The organism is Flavobacterium agrisoli (assembly GCF_016522065.1).
Lineage (GTDB): Bacteria > Bacteroidota > Bacteroidia > Flavobacteriales > Flavobacteriaceae > Flavobacterium > Flavobacterium agrisoli.
The window spans coordinates 72,893-90,207 of the sequence record NZ_JAEHFV010000006.1; the positions used below are offsets into that span (position 1 = coordinate 72,893).

The 17,315-nt window shown below is 34.4% G+C and carries 17 protein-coding genes; 7 read left to right on the top strand and 10 right to left on the bottom strand.

Annotation, left to right across the window (positions count from 1 at the left end; all coding sequences use genetic code 11):
* Positions 1-46: 46 nt before the first annotated feature.
* The gene (gene rpmH, locus I5M07_RS13160) at positions 47-208 is read right to left on the bottom strand and encodes a 50S ribosomal protein L34 (protein ID WP_007136275.1); all 162 of its coding nucleotides are present in this window, start codon (positions 206-208) and stop codon (positions 47-49) included.
* A 167-nt stretch (positions 209-375) separates the two neighbouring features.
* Here rpmH and I5M07_RS13165 point away from each other — a divergent pair, with 167 nt between their 5' ends.
* Together I5M07_RS13165 and I5M07_RS13170 are read left to right on the top strand one after the other, a co-directional pair.
* Positions 376-891, top strand: coding sequence for a DUF2892 domain-containing protein (locus tag I5M07_RS13165; RefSeq protein WP_200106911.1), 516 nt, complete (start codon positions 376-378; stop codon positions 889-891).
* Between the two features lie 144 nt (positions 892-1,035).
* On the top strand, positions 1,036-1,731 hold the full coding sequence (locus tag I5M07_RS13170) for a TlpA family protein disulfide reductase (protein ID WP_200106912.1): 696 nt from the start codon (positions 1,036-1,038) through the stop codon (positions 1,729-1,731).
* 5 nt (positions 1,732-1,736) lie between these two features.
* Here the strand turns inward: I5M07_RS13170 and I5M07_RS13175 are convergent, their stop codons facing one another.
* Positions 1,737-2,390 carry an alpha/beta hydrolase gene (locus tag I5M07_RS13175; protein WP_200106913.1) on the bottom strand — a complete coding sequence of 218 codons (654 nt, stop codon included), beginning with the start codon at positions 2,388-2,390 and terminating at the stop codon, positions 1,737-1,739.
* Between the two features lie 273 nt (positions 2,391-2,663).
* Here I5M07_RS13175 and I5M07_RS13180 point away from each other — a divergent pair, with 273 nt between their 5' ends.
* A complete protein-coding gene (locus I5M07_RS13180) occupies positions 2,664-2,966 on the top strand; it encodes a GNAT family N-acetyltransferase (RefSeq protein WP_200106914.1) in 303 nt (100 codons plus the stop codon).
* A 47-nt stretch (positions 2,967-3,013) separates the two neighbouring features.
* Here the strand turns inward: I5M07_RS13180 and I5M07_RS13185 are convergent, their stop codons facing one another.
* The 7 genes from I5M07_RS13185 to htpG form a co-directional block, all read right to left on the bottom strand.
* Positions 3,014-3,292 (bottom strand): DUF2805 domain-containing protein, encoded by a 279-nt coding sequence (locus I5M07_RS13185; protein ID WP_200106915.1) that lies wholly within the window; start codon positions 3,290-3,292, stop codon positions 3,014-3,016.
* A gap of 271 nt (positions 3,293-3,563) precedes the next feature.
* On the bottom strand, positions 3,564-4,271 hold the full coding sequence (gene aqpZ / locus I5M07_RS13190; protein WP_200106916.1) for an aquaporin Z: 708 nt from the start codon (positions 4,269-4,271) through the stop codon (positions 3,564-3,566).
* 299 nt (positions 4,272-4,570) lie between these two features.
* The gene (locus I5M07_RS13195) at positions 4,571-5,467 is read right to left on the bottom strand and encodes a DMT family transporter (protein WP_200106917.1); all 897 of its coding nucleotides are present in this window, start codon (positions 5,465-5,467) and stop codon (positions 4,571-4,573) included.
* 41 nt (positions 5,468-5,508) lie between these two features.
* Positions 5,509-6,675 carry a DUF1501 domain-containing protein gene (locus I5M07_RS13200; protein ID WP_200106918.1) on the bottom strand — a complete coding sequence of 389 codons (1,167 nt, stop codon included), beginning with the start codon at positions 6,673-6,675 and terminating at the stop codon, positions 5,509-5,511.
* 15 nt (positions 6,676-6,690) lie between these two features.
* The gene (locus I5M07_RS13205; protein ID WP_200106919.1) at positions 6,691-8,055 is read right to left on the bottom strand and encodes a DUF1800 domain-containing protein; all 1,365 of its coding nucleotides are present in this window, start codon (positions 8,053-8,055) and stop codon (positions 6,691-6,693) included.
* A gap of 121 nt (positions 8,056-8,176) precedes the next feature.
* Positions 8,177-8,989 (bottom strand): hypothetical protein, encoded by an 813-nt coding sequence (locus I5M07_RS13210; RefSeq protein ID WP_200106920.1) that lies wholly within the window; start codon positions 8,987-8,989, stop codon positions 8,177-8,179.
* 186 nt (positions 8,990-9,175) lie between these two features.
* The gene (gene htpG, locus I5M07_RS13215) at positions 9,176-11,059 is read right to left on the bottom strand and encodes a molecular chaperone HtpG (RefSeq protein WP_200106921.1); all 1,884 of its coding nucleotides are present in this window, start codon (positions 11,057-11,059) and stop codon (positions 9,176-9,178) included.
* A gap of 187 nt (positions 11,060-11,246) precedes the next feature.
* On the opposite strand from htpG, the gene I5M07_RS13220 reads away from it, so the two are divergent.
* From I5M07_RS13220 to I5M07_RS13230, 3 genes are all read left to right on the top strand, one after another.
* The gene (locus tag I5M07_RS13220) at positions 11,247-11,741 is read left to right on the top strand and encodes a lipocalin family protein (RefSeq protein ID WP_200106922.1); all 495 of its coding nucleotides are present in this window, start codon (positions 11,247-11,249) and stop codon (positions 11,739-11,741) included.
* A gap of 21 nt (positions 11,742-11,762) precedes the next feature.
* Entirely contained in the window at positions 11,763-12,458 is a 696-nt protein-coding gene (locus I5M07_RS13225) for an OmpA family protein (RefSeq protein WP_200106923.1), read from the top strand.
* Between the two features lie 160 nt (positions 12,459-12,618).
* Complete coding sequence (locus tag I5M07_RS13230) at positions 12,619-13,569, top strand: ABC transporter ATP-binding protein (RefSeq protein ID WP_200106924.1); 951 nt, start codon at positions 12,619-12,621, stop codon at positions 13,567-13,569.
* A 42-nt stretch (positions 13,570-13,611) separates the two neighbouring features.
* Here I5M07_RS13230 and I5M07_RS13235 read toward each other — a convergent pair whose 3' ends face one another.
* Positions 13,612-16,023 carry a S9 family peptidase gene (locus I5M07_RS13235; protein ID WP_200106925.1) on the bottom strand — a complete coding sequence of 804 codons (2,412 nt, stop codon included), beginning with the start codon at positions 16,021-16,023 and terminating at the stop codon, positions 13,612-13,614.
* A gap of 260 nt (positions 16,024-16,283) precedes the next feature.
* Here I5M07_RS13235 and I5M07_RS13240 point away from each other — a divergent pair, with 260 nt between their 5' ends.
* The gene (locus tag I5M07_RS13240; RefSeq protein WP_200106926.1) at positions 16,284-17,291 is read left to right on the top strand and encodes a 3-oxoacyl-ACP synthase III family protein; all 1,008 of its coding nucleotides are present in this window, start codon (positions 16,284-16,286) and stop codon (positions 17,289-17,291) included.
* Positions 17,292-17,315 lie beyond the last annotated feature (24 nt).

A 17,315-nucleotide genomic window follows, 5' to 3' on the forward strand; every position in this document is an offset into this window, starting at 1 on the left:
AGGCGGTACTAAAAAAAGTAACGCCTTAATTATGTTTATAGAAACATTATTTTTTGTGTCTTGGTTCGCAAGAAACAGTCAATTTGTGTCTACCTTTAGCTCTTCTACGGGCAAGAACTTTTCTTCCATTCGCAGAAGCCATTCTGTCCATAAATCCGTGTTTATTTCTTCTTTTTCTTTTCGATGGTTGAAATGTTCTTTTGCTCATTGCTTTGTATCTTTAAAATGGTGTCTATTATCTTTAATTTTGTTTTAGAATACCCTTCTTCCAAAACCGAGTGCAAATATACAAAGTCTTTTTTTATTGGCAAGTAGTTTTATAAAAATATTTTTAATTCCTTTTACTATCTTTGCAACATAAATTTATACCTTATTATGTTTCATAAAAATATTAAATTAATTTTGGCTGCACTCATTGTTGTAGCGAGTATTTGGCAGTTTACAGAAAATAATATTGGCAATGGGATTTTTTTGTTGTTACTAGCAGCAATACCTGTTTTTCTTTATTTTAAAAATGAATTTATCTTGTTGGCTTTTTTAAAATTAAGAAAACAAGACTTTGAAGGCGCTAAGATGTGGTTGGCTAAAATTAAAAATCCAGAAACGGCTTTGGTTCGTAAACAACAAGGCTACTTTAATTATTTGCACGGCATTATGCATTCGCAAACCAATTTAAACTTAGCCGAAAAGCATTTTAAAAAAGCGATTGAATTAGGATTGTCTATGGATATGGATTTGGCCGTAGCTAAATTAAACTTGGCTGGCGTTGCCATGTCTAGAAGAAGAAAGATAGAAGCGACGAACTTATTGGCTGAAGTAAAAAAATTAGATAAACAAGGGATGTTGAAAGATCAAATTTCGATGATGAAAGATCAATTAAAACGAATTTAATTTTTTCTATTTCCTATACCTATTATAAAACCATCCCTTATCGGATGGTTTTTTTATACCATTCATCAAATAAATTTACGTTTGAACGTGTTTTTTGAAGTATGCTGTTGGTTTTTAGTAATTTAATTATACTAAAAGTCAGATATGCTAAAAAAAATACTCTATATAGGTGTAATGCAATTGGGTTGGTTGGGTTACGGACAAGATACGATTGTGTCTTTTTCGAATGCCTTACAAGCCAATATGCGTTCCTATATTAAAGCAAGTAATAAAGCTTATTTGGAGCAAAATTTTCAAGAAGGGCAGCGCTTATTTGATTCGTTAGTAAATTATAAATTGATTGGAACACAGTTTGATGATTTTACAGTAAAAAATCTCAACTCCAAAAAAATTACGTTGAGTAAACTTGGTAAACCTGTTTTTATTTTAACCTATGCTTCTTGGGGTGTAATTAACAAAGGTGATATTCCGGCTATTAACCGACTTGCCGAAGAGCATGATGATGATTTACAAATTATGATTTTCTTCTGGGGAACTAAAGATGATTTAGAAAAAACCTCGCGCTTGTTTCATAAAAAAATTCAAATTTGCTATACCGATACACGCTATCGCGAAAACTTTGATTTGGTTAAAAGATTGAAAAACACTTTAGGCTTTCCCACTTCTTATTTTATTGATTCGCAACAAAAAGTAGTCACAATTAATCGAATATCCAATCCAATGATGTCGGGTGTTACTTTGGAGGATGCTACCGCCAACAGTTATCTTAAATTTAACTCCATGATCAATACCGGTGTTTTAAAAAACAGTACTTCTAAAATACCTGTGGCACGTAATTAACGAAATTAAGAACGAATCAATTCTGGTAAATGTTTATTAAGCCATTTGAATTTATTTAAAATCATAATATGTGTTCCGCCTTTGACGATTATACAATCCGAAATGTATTTGATAGGAAAAACAGCATCTTGGTCACCGTGAATGTGTATTACATTTTTATTGGCTTCCGATTGGTTCCAAACAATCACTTGTTCAATTGCCCATTTTAAATAGTTGTAGTCACGAACCGATAGGTATTTTTGATACAAATCCAATCGTTTATTGGTTTTTTCGCCTAGAGTAAATTGCGAAAGCCTTTCCAAATTAGTTAACAAATGAACTGGAAGCAGTTTATATAGTTTAGTTGTTTTGGCAAAACGCATGCGTAACGGAAATTCTTTGTTGCATTTTACACTCGAAATTATGATTACTTTTTGTGTTTTGATATGTTTAGCTATTTCCTGAACTAAAATACCCCCAAACGATACTCCAATCAAAACCGGGTTGTCTTGGGTAATGTTTTGAGACATTCTTTTGGCATAGTTCGATAATGACTCGTTTTGTAACGGAATCTCCCATTCTAATAAATGAGTTTCAAAGTCTTCGGGTAAATGTATGTTTTCGAATATCGAACTGCCAGCGGCTAATCCCGGCATAAAATAAACGTGAATTTTGTTCATGTTTGGCGTTTTACTACATCAATTAAGGATAAAAATAACGGAATTTTTAGGTTTTATGAAAATTTAAATTCAAATTTTAGGTACTTGACAGCGTCAATTTTGAAAATAATATCTAAAACGACTTGTTAAAATGGTTTGTTGTTGATTTTCAAATGATTAACTTTGTACCCTCTTAAAAGCAATTCTTTTTTTAAACAACGTATTTTACCACGAAGTACGTATGGATTAAGGAAAATTAAAATTGTGATACCTCATACAAAAACAAAAACAATCATGGAGCCAATTACCATTGCAGCAATTAAAGACAATTCATTCGCCCGACAATTTGAAACCAATGTACCAGAAGGTTTGATTACGGTTGAATATTCTTTTCAGGAGCGAAAGATTTTTTTAACTAAAATTAATTTGCCCGATCAATTTGAAAATGAAGAATTCATTGATAGTTTAATTAAAGCAATTTTGGAAAATGCCACTGAGCAACGTTTGCGAGTAGTGCCCATTTATCCTCGTATTGTGCAGTTTTTTAAAAAAAATCCGAGTTATAAAGAGCTGTTACCTCCTGGAATTCGAATTTAAAAAAGAAAGTCGCCTAGCTATTCCAGGCGACTTTCTTTTTTAAGCTATTAGTCAAATTTGTTTTTAATGTAATATTTACCATCCAAGTCTTCATCAAAATCATCTACTTTGATTGGTTTTGGTTTTGGTTTAGTTGCTTGAGCCTTTTTTTTCCACATCTCGAATTTTTCAGCTGGCATTTTCTTTTTCATTATCTCTAGAACTTCTTTTTCAGATAATCCAAATTCTTTTTTTATAATTTCGAACGGATTTCTTTCTTCAAGGGCAAACGTAACAAGCTTCTCTGTTTCTTCCCAATTCAATTCTTTGCGGCTACTCTTTTTCATCTCGTGAAAATTAATTCAAATAGGTATTAATGATTTATAGATTGATTTTCAAATTTCATATCAATATTAATAAAAAAAATAATTATTTCACAGATTCAGCAATTTTTTTTTAAGGTTTTTGAATGCTTATTTTAGCTTGTTATTTTTTAGATGTTTTTTTATAAAAATTAATAATAAGAGGTTGTAAATATTGCTAAAATTCAATTTTTTACAAAAAAAAACAAGGAGGTTTTGAGACTCCTTGTTTCGTATATTTTAAATAAATGAATAGTTATACTTCGTTATGGTTTTGCAAAAGTAATTTATAAATAAAACCAGCTGCAATTGCTCCTAATATTGGTGCCACCCAAAACAGCCAAACTTGTCCCAAAGGTTCGCCACCTACAAAAAGAGCTTGTGATAAAGAACGTGCAGGATTTACAGAAGTGTTGGTAATTGGAATACTAATTAAATGGATTAAAGTTAACGCTAAACCAATTGCAATTCCGGCAAATTTTCCGTTGGCAAATTTATCCGTTGCACCTAAAATAACCAATAGAAAAAATAAAGTAAGTACAAATTCGGCAATAAAACAGGCTTGTAAAGAATATCCGTCGGGAGAAAAAGCGCCAAATCCGTTGGAAGCAAAAGCGCCTGCTTGCGTATTGTCGATGGCAAAACCCGCTTTTCCGGCAGCAATGGTGTACAAAGTTCCGGCAGCAGCAATAGCACCAATACACTGTGCAACGATGTACGGAATTAATTCTTTGGCAGAAAAACGTCCGCCAGCCCATAAACCAAAAGAAACCGCTGGATTAAAATGCCCGCCAGAAATATGACCAACAGCATACGCCATGGTCAAAACCGTTAAACCGAACGCCAACGCAACTCCGGCAAAGCCTATTCCTAAATCGGGAATTCCAGCAGCAAAAAGGGCACTACCACAACCTCCAAAAACCAGCCAATAGGTTCCGAAAAATTCTGCAAATAATTTTTTCATAATAAATAGTTTAAAATTAGGGTTATTAATTAAAGGTATATTGAATGCCTTATTCATATTTATAAAGCAAATGCAATAGCGATTTGATTGATACAATTTGAAAATGAGTTATTAAGAAATGTTGTGGTTTTTTCCTGATAATCAAATAGTTTTAAAATGGAATCAGGAAATAAATATTATCAAATAATGCACAACAACTTTTAGTAAACCACTTTTTAAAAAGTATTTAGTACGAATTTATTGAAAAAAAGAAAAGAGAAGTAAGTTGTGTAAGATTTTTTTGAACAGTTTTTAAACAATTAGTTGCTTTTTTTAAATTGGAGGTTCATTAAAATTATAGCGGTAATAATGATAAGTATTCCAATCCATTGTATAAAAAGGACTTGCTCGTGTAATAAAAGGTAGGCCATTAGTACCGAAACAGGTAATTCTAATGCGGAAACAATACTGCCTAAACCAATTCCGGTAAGCGGAAAACCGGCATTCATTAACATGGGGGGAATGATAGTACCAAATAAAGCCAAAATAATACCCCATTTATAAAAAATTTCCAAATTAAAAGGCGTGTTTTGTGTCATTACCGCAAAAGAAAACACAATAATGGCTCCACCTAAAAGCATAAACAAACTGCGTTGTGCCGACGAAACATGGGTAGCAATTCGGTTAGCGGTAAACATGGTGGTGGTAAACGAAGCTGCGGCTAATATACCCCAAACTAATCCGCGCCAATCCAGTTGGGTCTGGTTTTGAAATATATTAGTAGCCAAAACAGTTCCTGTTAAAACTAGTAGTACGGCTAGCGTTTTTTGTAAAGAAGGCTTTTTTTTATCCAAAAAATATTCGAGTAAAACGCCCATCCAAACCGTTTGCATAAGCAAAACTATCCCGATTGAAACAGGAATATAACGTACGGCCAAATAATAAAAAACACTTGTAAGTCCTGTAGAGGTTCCAGCTAGCATTAAAGACCAAATGTTTTTTCTAGAAGGATTTACAATATTTGTTTTTGTTTTTGTTTTCTGAAAAAGAGTAATAAGTAATAAACCTAAAATTCCGTATATAAATTGAGATGAAGTAACTTCGGCAGTTGTATATCCTTCCTCATAAGCCATTTTTACAAAGGTTGCCAACATGCCATAGCTGCTAGCTCCAATGGCAACCAAAATAACTCCTTTTAAAACAGTAGAATCTTTCATTTATTAAAATTAGCCCCAAAGATACTCTTTTAAAAGAGGTTTTAGAAAAGGTTTTGAATGATTGGATTTGTAATTCCGATGGCATCGGCTTTAAAATTCAATTTCTTTTCGAGCAAGGTGGCGTACACACTTCTAAAATCAATTTGATGTTTCAAATCCCCGTGTTCTAAATCGCTTAAATTTGGATTATCACCAATCACATCACCTGTGTTATTTCCTCCAATTACAAATACGGGCGCTGCTGTGCCATGATCGGTTCCGTTGCCATTGTCTTTCACACGTCGTCCAAATTCAGAAAAAACGACAATTGTTGTATTTTGAAGCAAATTGGCATTTTTTAAATCTTTATAAAAAGCCGATAAGGCATTATTAAGATCGGTTAATTTGTTTTTATGAAGCGGCAATTGGTTGTCGTGGGTATCAAAACCATTTAAAGAAGTGTAATATACTTTTGAGTTTAAATTACCTTTAATTAAACGGCTAATCCATTCTAAGTTTTTGCCCAAATCGGTAGTGGGATATGAATTTTCGGTTTTAGATGCTGCGAGTGCTTTTTGAATTTGTTCAGAACCTTCTACCGCCGAATTGGCTAATTTTCGAACAAAATCCAGCTCAGGGTTTTTGGATAAACTGTTGTTTTCTTCTTGTGAATTTTTTATTTTAAATTTAGCCGGATCTTTAATAGTAATCGAATTTGGAACTTCTCCTTTAAGTGATAAATTATCAATATTATCTAAGTTAATTCCAGCCGTTGGGGTATGTTCTTTACACTGCAAATCCAAATAACGACCCAACCAACCTTCGTTTAAATATTGATTGGAATTGGAGGCTGTTTGCCAAATTTCTTGACTTCGAAAATGCGAACGATTCGGTTCTGGATAGCCTACATTTTGTAAAACGGTTAAATCACCATTTTGCTGCATCTCTGCAAAACCGCTCAAAGCCGGATGAAAAGCCATATTTTTATTGCCCGAAATAACATCGTTTTTACTAATTGCAATTTTGGGACGCATTTCATAATACAACGGATCTTGGTACGGAATAAACGTGTTAAGTCCATCATTTCCTCCGTTTAATTGTACAAAAACCAAACATTGTTCACCCGTTATGATGTTTTTTTGTTTTCCAAAAGAGAACAAGAAATCAGGAACGAGCAAAGCGCCTCCGGTTAAAGTTCCGGTTAGCGATAAAAAATTTCTCCTATTCATAACTCGTTTTTTAGGTTAAATTAATTGAAATTCGGGTTGTTTTATCATTTCATTAAACAAACGCACAACTGCTTGATTAGCATTCGGTGCTTCGGGGTCAAAATCATATTTCAAGATAGATTCAAAATCTTTTTGATTTTCTGGATTTACTTCAAATAATAAGCGCTGACTAAGTTCTTTTATAATGGTCAAATTGGTTCCTTTTTGCCATTCTAATTTTGGCGCGACATTGTATTTTTTGTTCTTTTTGTCCGTTTTCGGGTTCAAATTTCCATTGCACAGTCTATCGGCCATAAGGTTTCGTTGCAAATAAATTTGAGTTGTTAACCACGATTTTCCGCCTTCCCAACCTTTAACATTCGGTTGGTTAAACAAATCCATGCTTTGCGATTTTATAAATTGCGTAATCGGGGTGAGATTTTGCGGATGTAATTCGAGTTCATTTACAAGTTGCAAACTAAATTCGATTGGGTTTTTAATTTTAGTGCCCGCTGTGTTTTTTTCAAATTCTTCGGTAAAAATTTTCTTCAATAAAGGTTGAAATTCAAAGTCGACTTTTCTAAAATAATCGCCATAATACTGCACTAAATCTTCGGAAGGATAGTCATATAAAAACCATTTTAAAATTTTGCGAGTCATTAAATACGGACTGCTTTTTTGTTCGAAAATAATATCGACAATGGCATCCGAATCGAAAACGCCTTTTTTTCCAAAATAAGTAATGCTAGAACGATCTTGGAAGCGCGGATTGTATTCGGCCTTTTCATCGCCAATTCCCAATCCAGCTAAGGCTTTTGCCCCGTTCTGAATGTCGTTTTCGGTATAATTTCCAATTCCTAAAGTGAATAATTCAAGCAATTCACGACTCAAGTTTTCGTTGATTTTTCCTTTTCGATTATCAGTATTGTCTAAATACCGAACCATGGCATTGGTTTTTAAAATTTCTTTGGTTAAGGTTTTAAAATTGCCGAAAGCATTTTTACGAATTACTTGATTGTGCTGGTAAATCCAATAGTTGGCTTTCACTTTTTGGTAAGTGGCCACATAATGATTGTGTAAAAACAATGTCATTTTTTCTTGCAGCGGAAATTCGGCTGTCATCATTTTTTCAATCCACCAATTTTTCATTTCGAATAAGACATGGATGGATTCTTTTTGAATTTCTTTTTTCTCTTCTGCAGTTGCGGTTTTTAAAAAAGTTCTTTTTTCGGCAAAATCGGCTTTGGTTTTGGGCGAAGTTTTTAAAAAATCAGGAATAGTATCCGAATTTTTGACAGCAAAAGATTTCGATAAAAAAGATTTAAAACCCATTTTATCTATTTTTTGGGCTTCTTTATTCGAAAATCCCAATCGGAGTGACCAAAGCGTATTCTGATTCATAATAACCTCGATTTTAATAACCACTTAATTGTTAGATTTTATTTTTTATAAAAGGTTTAATTCTAAAAAAAAATCCCATTAAAAAATTAACGGGATTTTTGAAAATTCTATTGTATTTAGGTTACATTTTTAAATTAAACACAAAACCATTGTTGAGTGTAAAAGTGTAATCGCTGTCGCAATCGTTATTCCCATAATTCACGGTACCATTAAATAAACCACTTTCAATTTGAAGTTGGCCTTGCGAAATAAAGGCGCAGCTGTATTTTTTAATTAATGGGATTTTTACAGTTAACGTTACGTTGTTTCCATTATGATCGGTCACAACATGTTTTCCTTCCGTCATTTCGTAAACATTGTCTGTTAATAGGTACGGTGTGTCAACTCCAGCGGTTTGTTTTACCGTATACGAACCCGAATTCAGAAAAAGATTGCCGTTGCCATTGGTGAATTTCCCATTTGTCACTTTGCGTGTCCATTGTGGTACTTTGGCATCGGTTGTTGTGTTCGTATATTCGATGCTTCCTTCTAACTTTAAATTGTTAATGGAATAGTCTACACGTTCAATCGTCATTTTGGCACCCGTATCGATAACCGGCGCCGTAATGGTAATTTTTAGTTTTCCTTTTCGGGTAATTTGATTGACTGTGCAACCTGTTCCAAAATCAACTATAAAAGTTTTAGGGTAGGCGGTTGTCGTGTTTTCAACAGAAATCGTAGCGCAGGTTTCGGCAGTAGATTTTTTGGTGGTGCTGTTATTCGTGCTTACTTCGATACCGGTTTGCAAATCGAAGTTGTTAGCAGCATCAATGGTCATAGCCGCCATTATTGCTGACGGTTCTGCTACAGTTGGAGTAGATTCGTCGCTGCTGCAAGAAAAAAAGAAGCTCATAACGACAGTAGCTAACAGGAAAGAAATTTTGGTTTTGTTCATGTTGGTTTTTTTTAGTTTATAATTGATTTAAGGGTGCTTCAAATATATAAAATGTTATCAAAAATCGTGTAAGAAGAATTCTAACAGCACTTTAATGTAACGTAAATTTGTAATTTAAATTATAAAACCCCCTCTGAATATGGAACTCAGAGAGGGTTTGGATAAATTTATTTTTTTATAAAAAGCTTATTTAATCATTTCAAAACTACGTTTAACAAAAGCTGTCAAGGCTTCTCCTTTTAATAAGTTTTGAGACAATTTAGCCAAATCAAGCGCTTGTTTTACCAAGTGTTCTTGATGTGTTTTGTCTTCGGTGTTCAAAATGTTGTTTGCCAAATCAGAGTTGGTATTTACTACCAAGTTGTACATTTCTGGCATATTGCCCATTCCGAACATTCCGCCACCGCCAGTTTGACTCATTTCTTTCATTCTTCGCATAAACTCAGGTTGCGTAATGATAAAAGGAGCGGCTTTGCTATCTAAAGCTTCCAATTGTACCGTATAGGTTTTTGGAATATACGATTCTAAAGACGTTTTTAAGCTTGTTTTTTCTTCTTCAGATAATTTAGAAATTGCTTTGTCTTCTTTTTTAATCAAATTGTCAATATGATCCGAATCCACACGTACAAAAGTTAAGTCGCTATTGTCACTTTCTAATTTTTGAATTAAATGCGAAATAATTGGCGAATCTAATAACAATACTTCGTATCCTTTTTCTTTAGCTGTTTCAATATAAGCATGTTGCGCTTCTTTGTTTCCAGCGTATAAAATGACAATTTTACCGTCTTTATTAGTCTGATTTTCTTTTACTTTCTCTTTTAATTCAGCTAAAGTAAAATAAGTATCGTCTACCGTTGGGTACAATACAAAAGCACCTGCTTTTTCGTAGAATTTATCTTCCGATAACATTCCGTATTCCAAAACAATTTTAATATCATTCCATTTGGCTTCAAAGTCAGCACGGTTCTCGTTGAACAATGCTTTTAATTTATCGGCCACTTTACGCGTGATATAATTTGAGATTTTCTTCACCGCACCATCGGCTTGTAAACCAGAACGCGACACGTTTAACGGAATGTCTGGTGAATCGATAACTCCTTTTAACATCGTTAAGAATTCAGGCACAATTCCTTCAACATTATCGGTAACAAAAACCTGATTTTGGTACAATTGAATTTTATCGCGTTGAATTTGCATATCCGTACCTAATTTTGGGAAATACAAAATTCCGGTTAGATTAAACGGATAATCTACATTTAAGTGAATATTGAACAACGGCTCTTCAAATTGCATTGGGTACAATTCTCTGTAGAAGTTTTTATAATCTTCATCCGTTAATTCAGAAGGTTGTTTGGTCCATGCCGGATTAGGATTGTTGATGATGTTATCAACTTCGATAGTTTCGTTTACGTAATCTTCTGGCGCATCTTCTGGTTTTGGAAGCGTTTCTGTTTTGGTTCCGAATTTAATCGGAATTGGCATAAACTTATTGTATTTGTTTAATAAACCACCAATTTTAGAATCATCCAAAAATTCTAATGAATCTTCGGCAATGTGCAAGATGATTTCGGTTCCGCGTGTAGTTTTGTCAGCTGGAACAAGCGTAAATTCTGGACTTCCGTCGCAAGTCCAATGAGCAGCCGGTTCTTCTTTGTATGATTTAGTAATGATTTCTACTTTTTCGGCTACCATAAATGCCGAGTAAAATCCTAGTCCAAAGTGACCAATAATTCCAGAGTCTTTGGCCGAATCTTTGTATTTGTCTAAAAATTCTTCAGCGCCCGAAAAAGCGACTTGGTTAATGTATTTTTCTACCTCATCGGCTGTCATTCCTAAACCTTGGTCGATGATATGGATTTTTTTTCCTTCTTTGTCTACCTTAACTTCAATAATAGGATTACCATATTCAACTTTAGCTTCTCCAATGCTAATTAGGTGTTTGAGTTTTAATGTAGCGTCGGTTCCGTTCGATACCAATTCACGCAAGAAAATTTCGTGGTCGCTGTATAAAAACTTCTTAATTAAAGGAAAGATGTTTTCTACTGAAACATTAATTTTACCTGTTGCCATATTTTTTAAATTTTAATTTAATGTATGTTGTAATCGGATTTCTTGTATTCAAATCTGATACCAAACCAATTAGGAGTGACAAAATGTCGGAGTGTAAATTTTGAAAGAAAAAATTAAAATTTTAGACATTTGAAAATAATTTTGGATTGTATCTTTGTAAGAGAATTAATTTTAAAAAAACCAATCGATGAAAAAAATTATTTTAATATGCGTAGTAGCTTTGTCGTTCTTTGCTTGCAAATCTTCGGCAACAGCGGCAGATTCGGATACGTTGTCTACCAAGTTAGATAAGTCTTCGCAAGTAGCCATTAAAGGAAACTGGATTTTAACCGATGTAAGTTATCCGGGGTCTGATTATATCAAAGTAAATTCTTTTGATATTGCCGATTCAAAATGTTTTATTGGAAGTACTTGGAGTTTTATTTCCAACAATAACAAAGGAAACATGAGTTTGAATGCTGCGGGTTGTACCTCTTTTCAATCGCCAATTGTGTGGAGTATTAACAACCAAGGTCTTTTTGTGTTGAAGATTTTAAACGAAGGCGAAAAATCTAAAAATGTAAAAAGTGGGTATTTATTAACAGTTGCCAATCAAACCGAAAATTCATTTCAATTGATTGATCAAATTAATGTAGGCGGACAAACCAAAAGTGTTACCTACCAATTTCAAAGAAGCAACTAATTATTAAAACAGATTTAAAAGATGAAAAAAATAAAACTATACGGGTTAAGCGCTTTATTAGTAATGGCAGGATTATTCACGAGTTGTGATTCGGTTAAAAATGCCAACAATACCCAAAAAGGTGCTGGAATTGGAGTGGCAGCAGGTGCTGTTCTTGGAGGAATTTTAGGAAATAATATTGGTAAAGGTGGTAATGCTGCTTTGGGTGCTGCCATTGGTGCTGCAGTTGGAGGAGGTACAGGTGCTTTGATTGGAAATAAAATGGACAAACAAGCCCGTGAAATTGACCAAGCATTGCCAGGAGCTGATGTTGAAAGAGTAGGCGAAGGGATTCATTTAACCTTAAACGAAGACGCGGTTCGTTTTGATACTAACAAATCGAGTTTGACAGCGCAAGCAAAAGCAAACTTAGATAAGTTAGTGCCTGTTTTTCAAGAGTACAGCGATACTGATATTCAAATTTTTGGTTACACCGATAATACAGGAAAACCAGAATATAATTTGACTTTGTCTCAAAAAAGAGCCGAATCGGTGAAAGCCTATTTAGCTTCTAAAGGATTGGTTTCAAGCCGATTTAAAACGCAAGGATTGGGTATTGCCGATCCAATTGCAACAAACGATACACCAGAAGGTAGAAGTCAAAACCGTCGTGTTGAATTTGCTATTACGGCAAATGATAAAATGGTACAAGATGCCAAAACTGAGGCGGGACAATAACATGTTATATTGTATGTAACAAAAGCTGTTTCCATTGCGGAAGCAGCTTTTTTTTTAGTTCTATAAGTAACAAATAGTGCCGTGCATTTTCTTTTTTTTAGTACATCATTAAGTGGTAAAATATAATTAAGATTGTACTTTTGCACCTCAAAATTAAACTATGTTAGTAGCGCAAAATATAACCTTTACTTACATCGAAAAAGCAGTAATTAAAGGACTGAATTTTTCTGTTCAAAAAGGACAAAATGTAGCCATCATCGGCGAAAGCGGTTGCGGGAAAAGCACGCTTTTAAAATTAATTTACGGACTTTATAATTTAGATTCGGGACAAATTTTTTATAATGATGCCGAAGTGCTAGGTCCAAGTCATAATTTGATTCCGGGGGTAGAAAACATGAAATATTTGGCTCAGGATTTTGATTTGATGCCATACATTACCGTAGAAGAAAATGTAGGCAAGTATTTATCGAATATTTATCCAGAACAAAAAAAAGAGCGTGTAGATGAATTGTTGGCAATGGTAGAAATGACCGAATTTGCCCAAGTAAAAGCCAAATATTTGAGCGGTGGCCAGCAACAACGAGTTGCGTTAGCTCGTGTTTTAGCCTTGGAACCCGATTTACTTTTATTAGATGAACCCTTTAGCCAAATTGACGCTTTTAGAAAAAATGCACTTAGACGCAATTTATTCCGCTATTTAAAACATAAAGGAATCACTTGTATTATCGCTACGCACGATAGTACCGATGCTTTGTCTTTTTCGGATGAAACCATTGTGATGCAAAAGGGCGAAATTGTGCGACAAGGTGATTCAAAAGAAATTTATCATAATCCACAAACCAAATATGTAGCTTCTTTGTTTGGAGAGGTAAACGAATTGTTGCATTCGGATTTATTTGATTTGGAAGAAAAAGATACCGATGCTGCCATATTAGTTTATCCACATCAATTGCAATTGGATTTAGAAGGAAAATTGGCTGTAACGGTAAAACAATGTTTGTTTAAAGGAAGTCATTATTTAATTGTGGCTGCTTATCAAAAAAAACCATTGTTTTTTGATTGTCCTTTTGAAATAGAACATAATACCGATGTGAGGTTATCGCTCCTATAAAAAGTAAGCCCGAACCATATGTTGATTCGGGCTTATTTAAAATTAATTTTTCAAATGTTTTTCTAAAAATTGGTCTTCTTCCCAAAGCAAATGCAAAATGTTTTCTTTGGCAGCATAACCGTGACTTTCTTTAGGTAAAATCACCATTCTTACCGGTGCGCCCAAACCATTTAAGGCTTGAAAATAACGTTCTGTTTGAAGCGTAAACGTTCCGGGATTGTTATCGGCTTCTCCATGTACCAAAAGTAAAGGCGTTTTCATTTTGTCGGCATTCATAAAAGGCGACATCTCGTTGTAAATTTGAGGTACTTCCCAATAATTACGTTGTTCACGTTGAAATCCGAAAGGAGTTAACGTTCGGTTGTAAGCACCACTTCGGGCAATTCCGCAAGCAAAAAGATTGGAATGTGTCAATAAATTGGCAGTCATAAAAGCACCATACGAGTGTCCGCCCACAGCAACTTTTTTTCTGTCAATATAACCTAATGTATCTACTGCATCAATAGCTGCTTCGGCATTAGCGACCAATTGTTGTATAAAAGTATCGTTTGGTTCCGTTTTTCCTTCGCCAATAATGGGAAACGCAGCATCGTCTAACACAACATACCCTTTCGTAACCCAATAAATAAATGAACCGTAACTCGGGTAAGTAAATTCATTTGGATTAGAAGTTACTTGTCCCGCCGAATTTTTGTCTTTGTATTCGGTAGGGTAAGCCCAAATTAGCAAAGGCAATTTTTCTTTTTTGGATTTATCATAACCAACTGGTAAATAAAGTGTTCCCGATAATTCAACGCCATCTTTTCGCTTGTATTTGATAACTTCTTTAGATACATTTTTAATGCTTTCAAACGGATTAGCAAAATGGGTTATAGGAGTTAGTTTGTTTTTTTGTTTGATGTTTCGGAAATAATAATTAGGATAATCATTTTTAGATTGAATCGAGACTAAAACGTCTCCTTTTTTAAAATCCTCAATTGAGAGTAAATCTTCTTTTTTATCGGTTAAAGTAGAGGTATAAAGACGCTTGGTTTTTAAACTATTCAAATCCAGTTCATCAATAAAAGGAAATTGCCCTTTTTTAGTAAGACCATCACCAATTAAAAAGGCTTTGTTGTTTTCGATAGCCAATGATTTACGATTGAATTGATTTTTTTTGGTTTCAAAATTTCCAGGATCAGCATACACATCTTGCGAATTTCTATCTGAAATAATTTTGGGTGTTGCGCTAGGTTTAGAAGGATTGATTAAATAGGTTTTGGTATTTCGAGTATCGTACCATGAATCAAAAACGATGGAGTTGGTTTCATCTCCCCAAATAATGCCAGCATAACGTTGTTGCAATTTGGTGATTGATGTAGGCGCGGTATCAAAAGGCGCTTTCCAAATGAATAATTCATCTCTAAAATCGGCTTTTTTTGATTGATCGCCTTCATCTAAAGCTTCAACAAAATAAAGCGTTGCCGGTTGATCGGCTCTCCAATTCATACTTCGTTTTCCTTTTCTTACCGATGAAAAACCTTTTGGCATAATTTCGTTTAAAGGAACTTCGTTCACCGTTTTTATCTTATTTCCGTTAGCATCGTAAACGGTTGAGGTTTGCGGAAAACGGTACAAAGGCACAATGTAAGAAAATGGTTTTTGAATGGTGGTAAGCAAAATATACTTACCATCGGGCGAAAAGCTTTCATCGGTATATAAATCTGCTTCTTTAAATAAAGTAGCGGCTCCGTTCAAGTCAATTTTGTATAATTCGGAAGTGGCCGAACTTTCAAAATTAGATTCGTCAATTTTATTTTTTAATAAATCGGGATAGGTTCTGTTTTGCGATTTGGCACCATCAGAATTGGAAACAATAGGTCCGGTTGGCAAATCTTTTTTACTATCTAATAAGGCTGTTTTATTTTTTGGCAACAACGTAACCAAAATTGATTTGTTGTCGTTAAACCAGTTAATAGGATTGCCCAAATTGGCATTAACCGTTGGGGTACTGAGTTTAGTTGCTTTGGCCGAAGCTACATCCACGACCCATAGTTCTACACCAGTTGGCGTTGTGTTGGTAAAGGCAATTTTTGTTTCATCGGGCGACCATGTTAGGTAAGCAATTTTAGGATTTACTGGCAGCGAGCTGACTTGTACTTCTTGTAAATCTTTTATTTTTCGCAACTTGATGTTGTTGTAATACGTTACCGTCGTCGAAATGTTGGTATTCGGATTAATTCGCAAGCCTGCTAATCGCAATTCGTCTTGGCTTAAATCGTCTAATGTTTTATAGGTATTTCGATACGACAAAAGCATGTATTCTTTTTTCGAATCCATTGTAACGGCAGGCGCTCTTTCGTAATCGGCTAAAGCTAAAATAGAAGCTGGAGGTTTTTGGTAGGTTAAATTTTCTTGTGCATAACCTGTTAAACAAGTGGTTAGCAAAAGGTAAAACGCGACTTTTACTTTCATAGGGGAAATTTTGTTTAGAAGTTTATTCGACTAAAATAATGCAATAAAAAGTAAAAAGTAGTGCGAAATATTAATTTTAACAGCCGTTTTGAGGCTTGTTTTTTATGAAATTCGAATTCTTGAAATATCCTATTTGAAATATTTCTAATTCATAAAAAATAACATTAAAAATTGAAGTATCGAAAAAAACACTAAATTGTATACTTGATTTTTAAAAGATAAGTAAATTTGCATTCCAATTTTTAACAAAAAAGAAGAATATGTATCGTTCAAAAATAGCAGGATTAGGGTATTATGTTCCTTCCAACGTGGTTACCAATGATGATTTGTCTAAAATTATGGACACCAACGATGCTTGGATTCAGGAACGAACCGGAATCCAAGAACGCAGGCATATTGTGAGAGGAGAGGATACGACTACCACAATGGGGGTTAAAGCGGCCAAAATTGCAATCGAACGCTCGGGTATAGCCAAAGAGGATATTGATTTTGTTGTTTTTGCCACGCTGAGCCCGGAATATTATTTTCCAGGTCCAGGTGTTTTGGTGCAACGGGATTTGGGTTTACGAACGGTAGGTGCTTTGGATGTACGTAACCAATGCTCGGGTTTTGTGTACGCTATTTCGGTAGCCGATCAATATATTAAAACCGGAATGTATAAAAATATTTTGGTAATTGGTTCCGAGGTGCATTCAACCGGTTTGGATATGACCACTAGAGGCCGAAGTGTATCGGTTATTTTTGGCGATGGTGCCGGAGCCGCTATTTTAAGTCGAGAGGAAGATACTTCAAAAGGAATTTTATCTACTCATTTGCATTCAGAAGGGCAACATGCCGAAGAATTGGCTTTGCAAGCTCCGGGTATGGGTGCACGTTGGGTAACTGATATTATTGCTGACAACGACCCAAATGATGAAAGTTATTTTCCATATATGAATGGGCAGTTTGTATTTAAAAATGCGGTTGTTCGTTTTGCAGAAGTAATTAATGAGGGCTTAGAAGCCAATAATTTGACGGTTTCGGATATTGATATGCTCATTCCGCATCAAGCCAACTTGCGTATTTCGCAATTTATTCAAAATAAATTCAAATTAACAGACGACCAAGTCTATAATAACATTCAAAAGTACGGAAACACCACAGCAGCTTCTATTCCGATTGCCTTAACCGAAGCCTGGGAACAAGGCAAAATTAAAGAAGGCGATACCGTAGTTTTAGCCGCTTTTGGAAGTGGATTTACATGGGCTAGTGCTATTATCAAATGGTAATAACATAAAAATTTTAAGAAAACG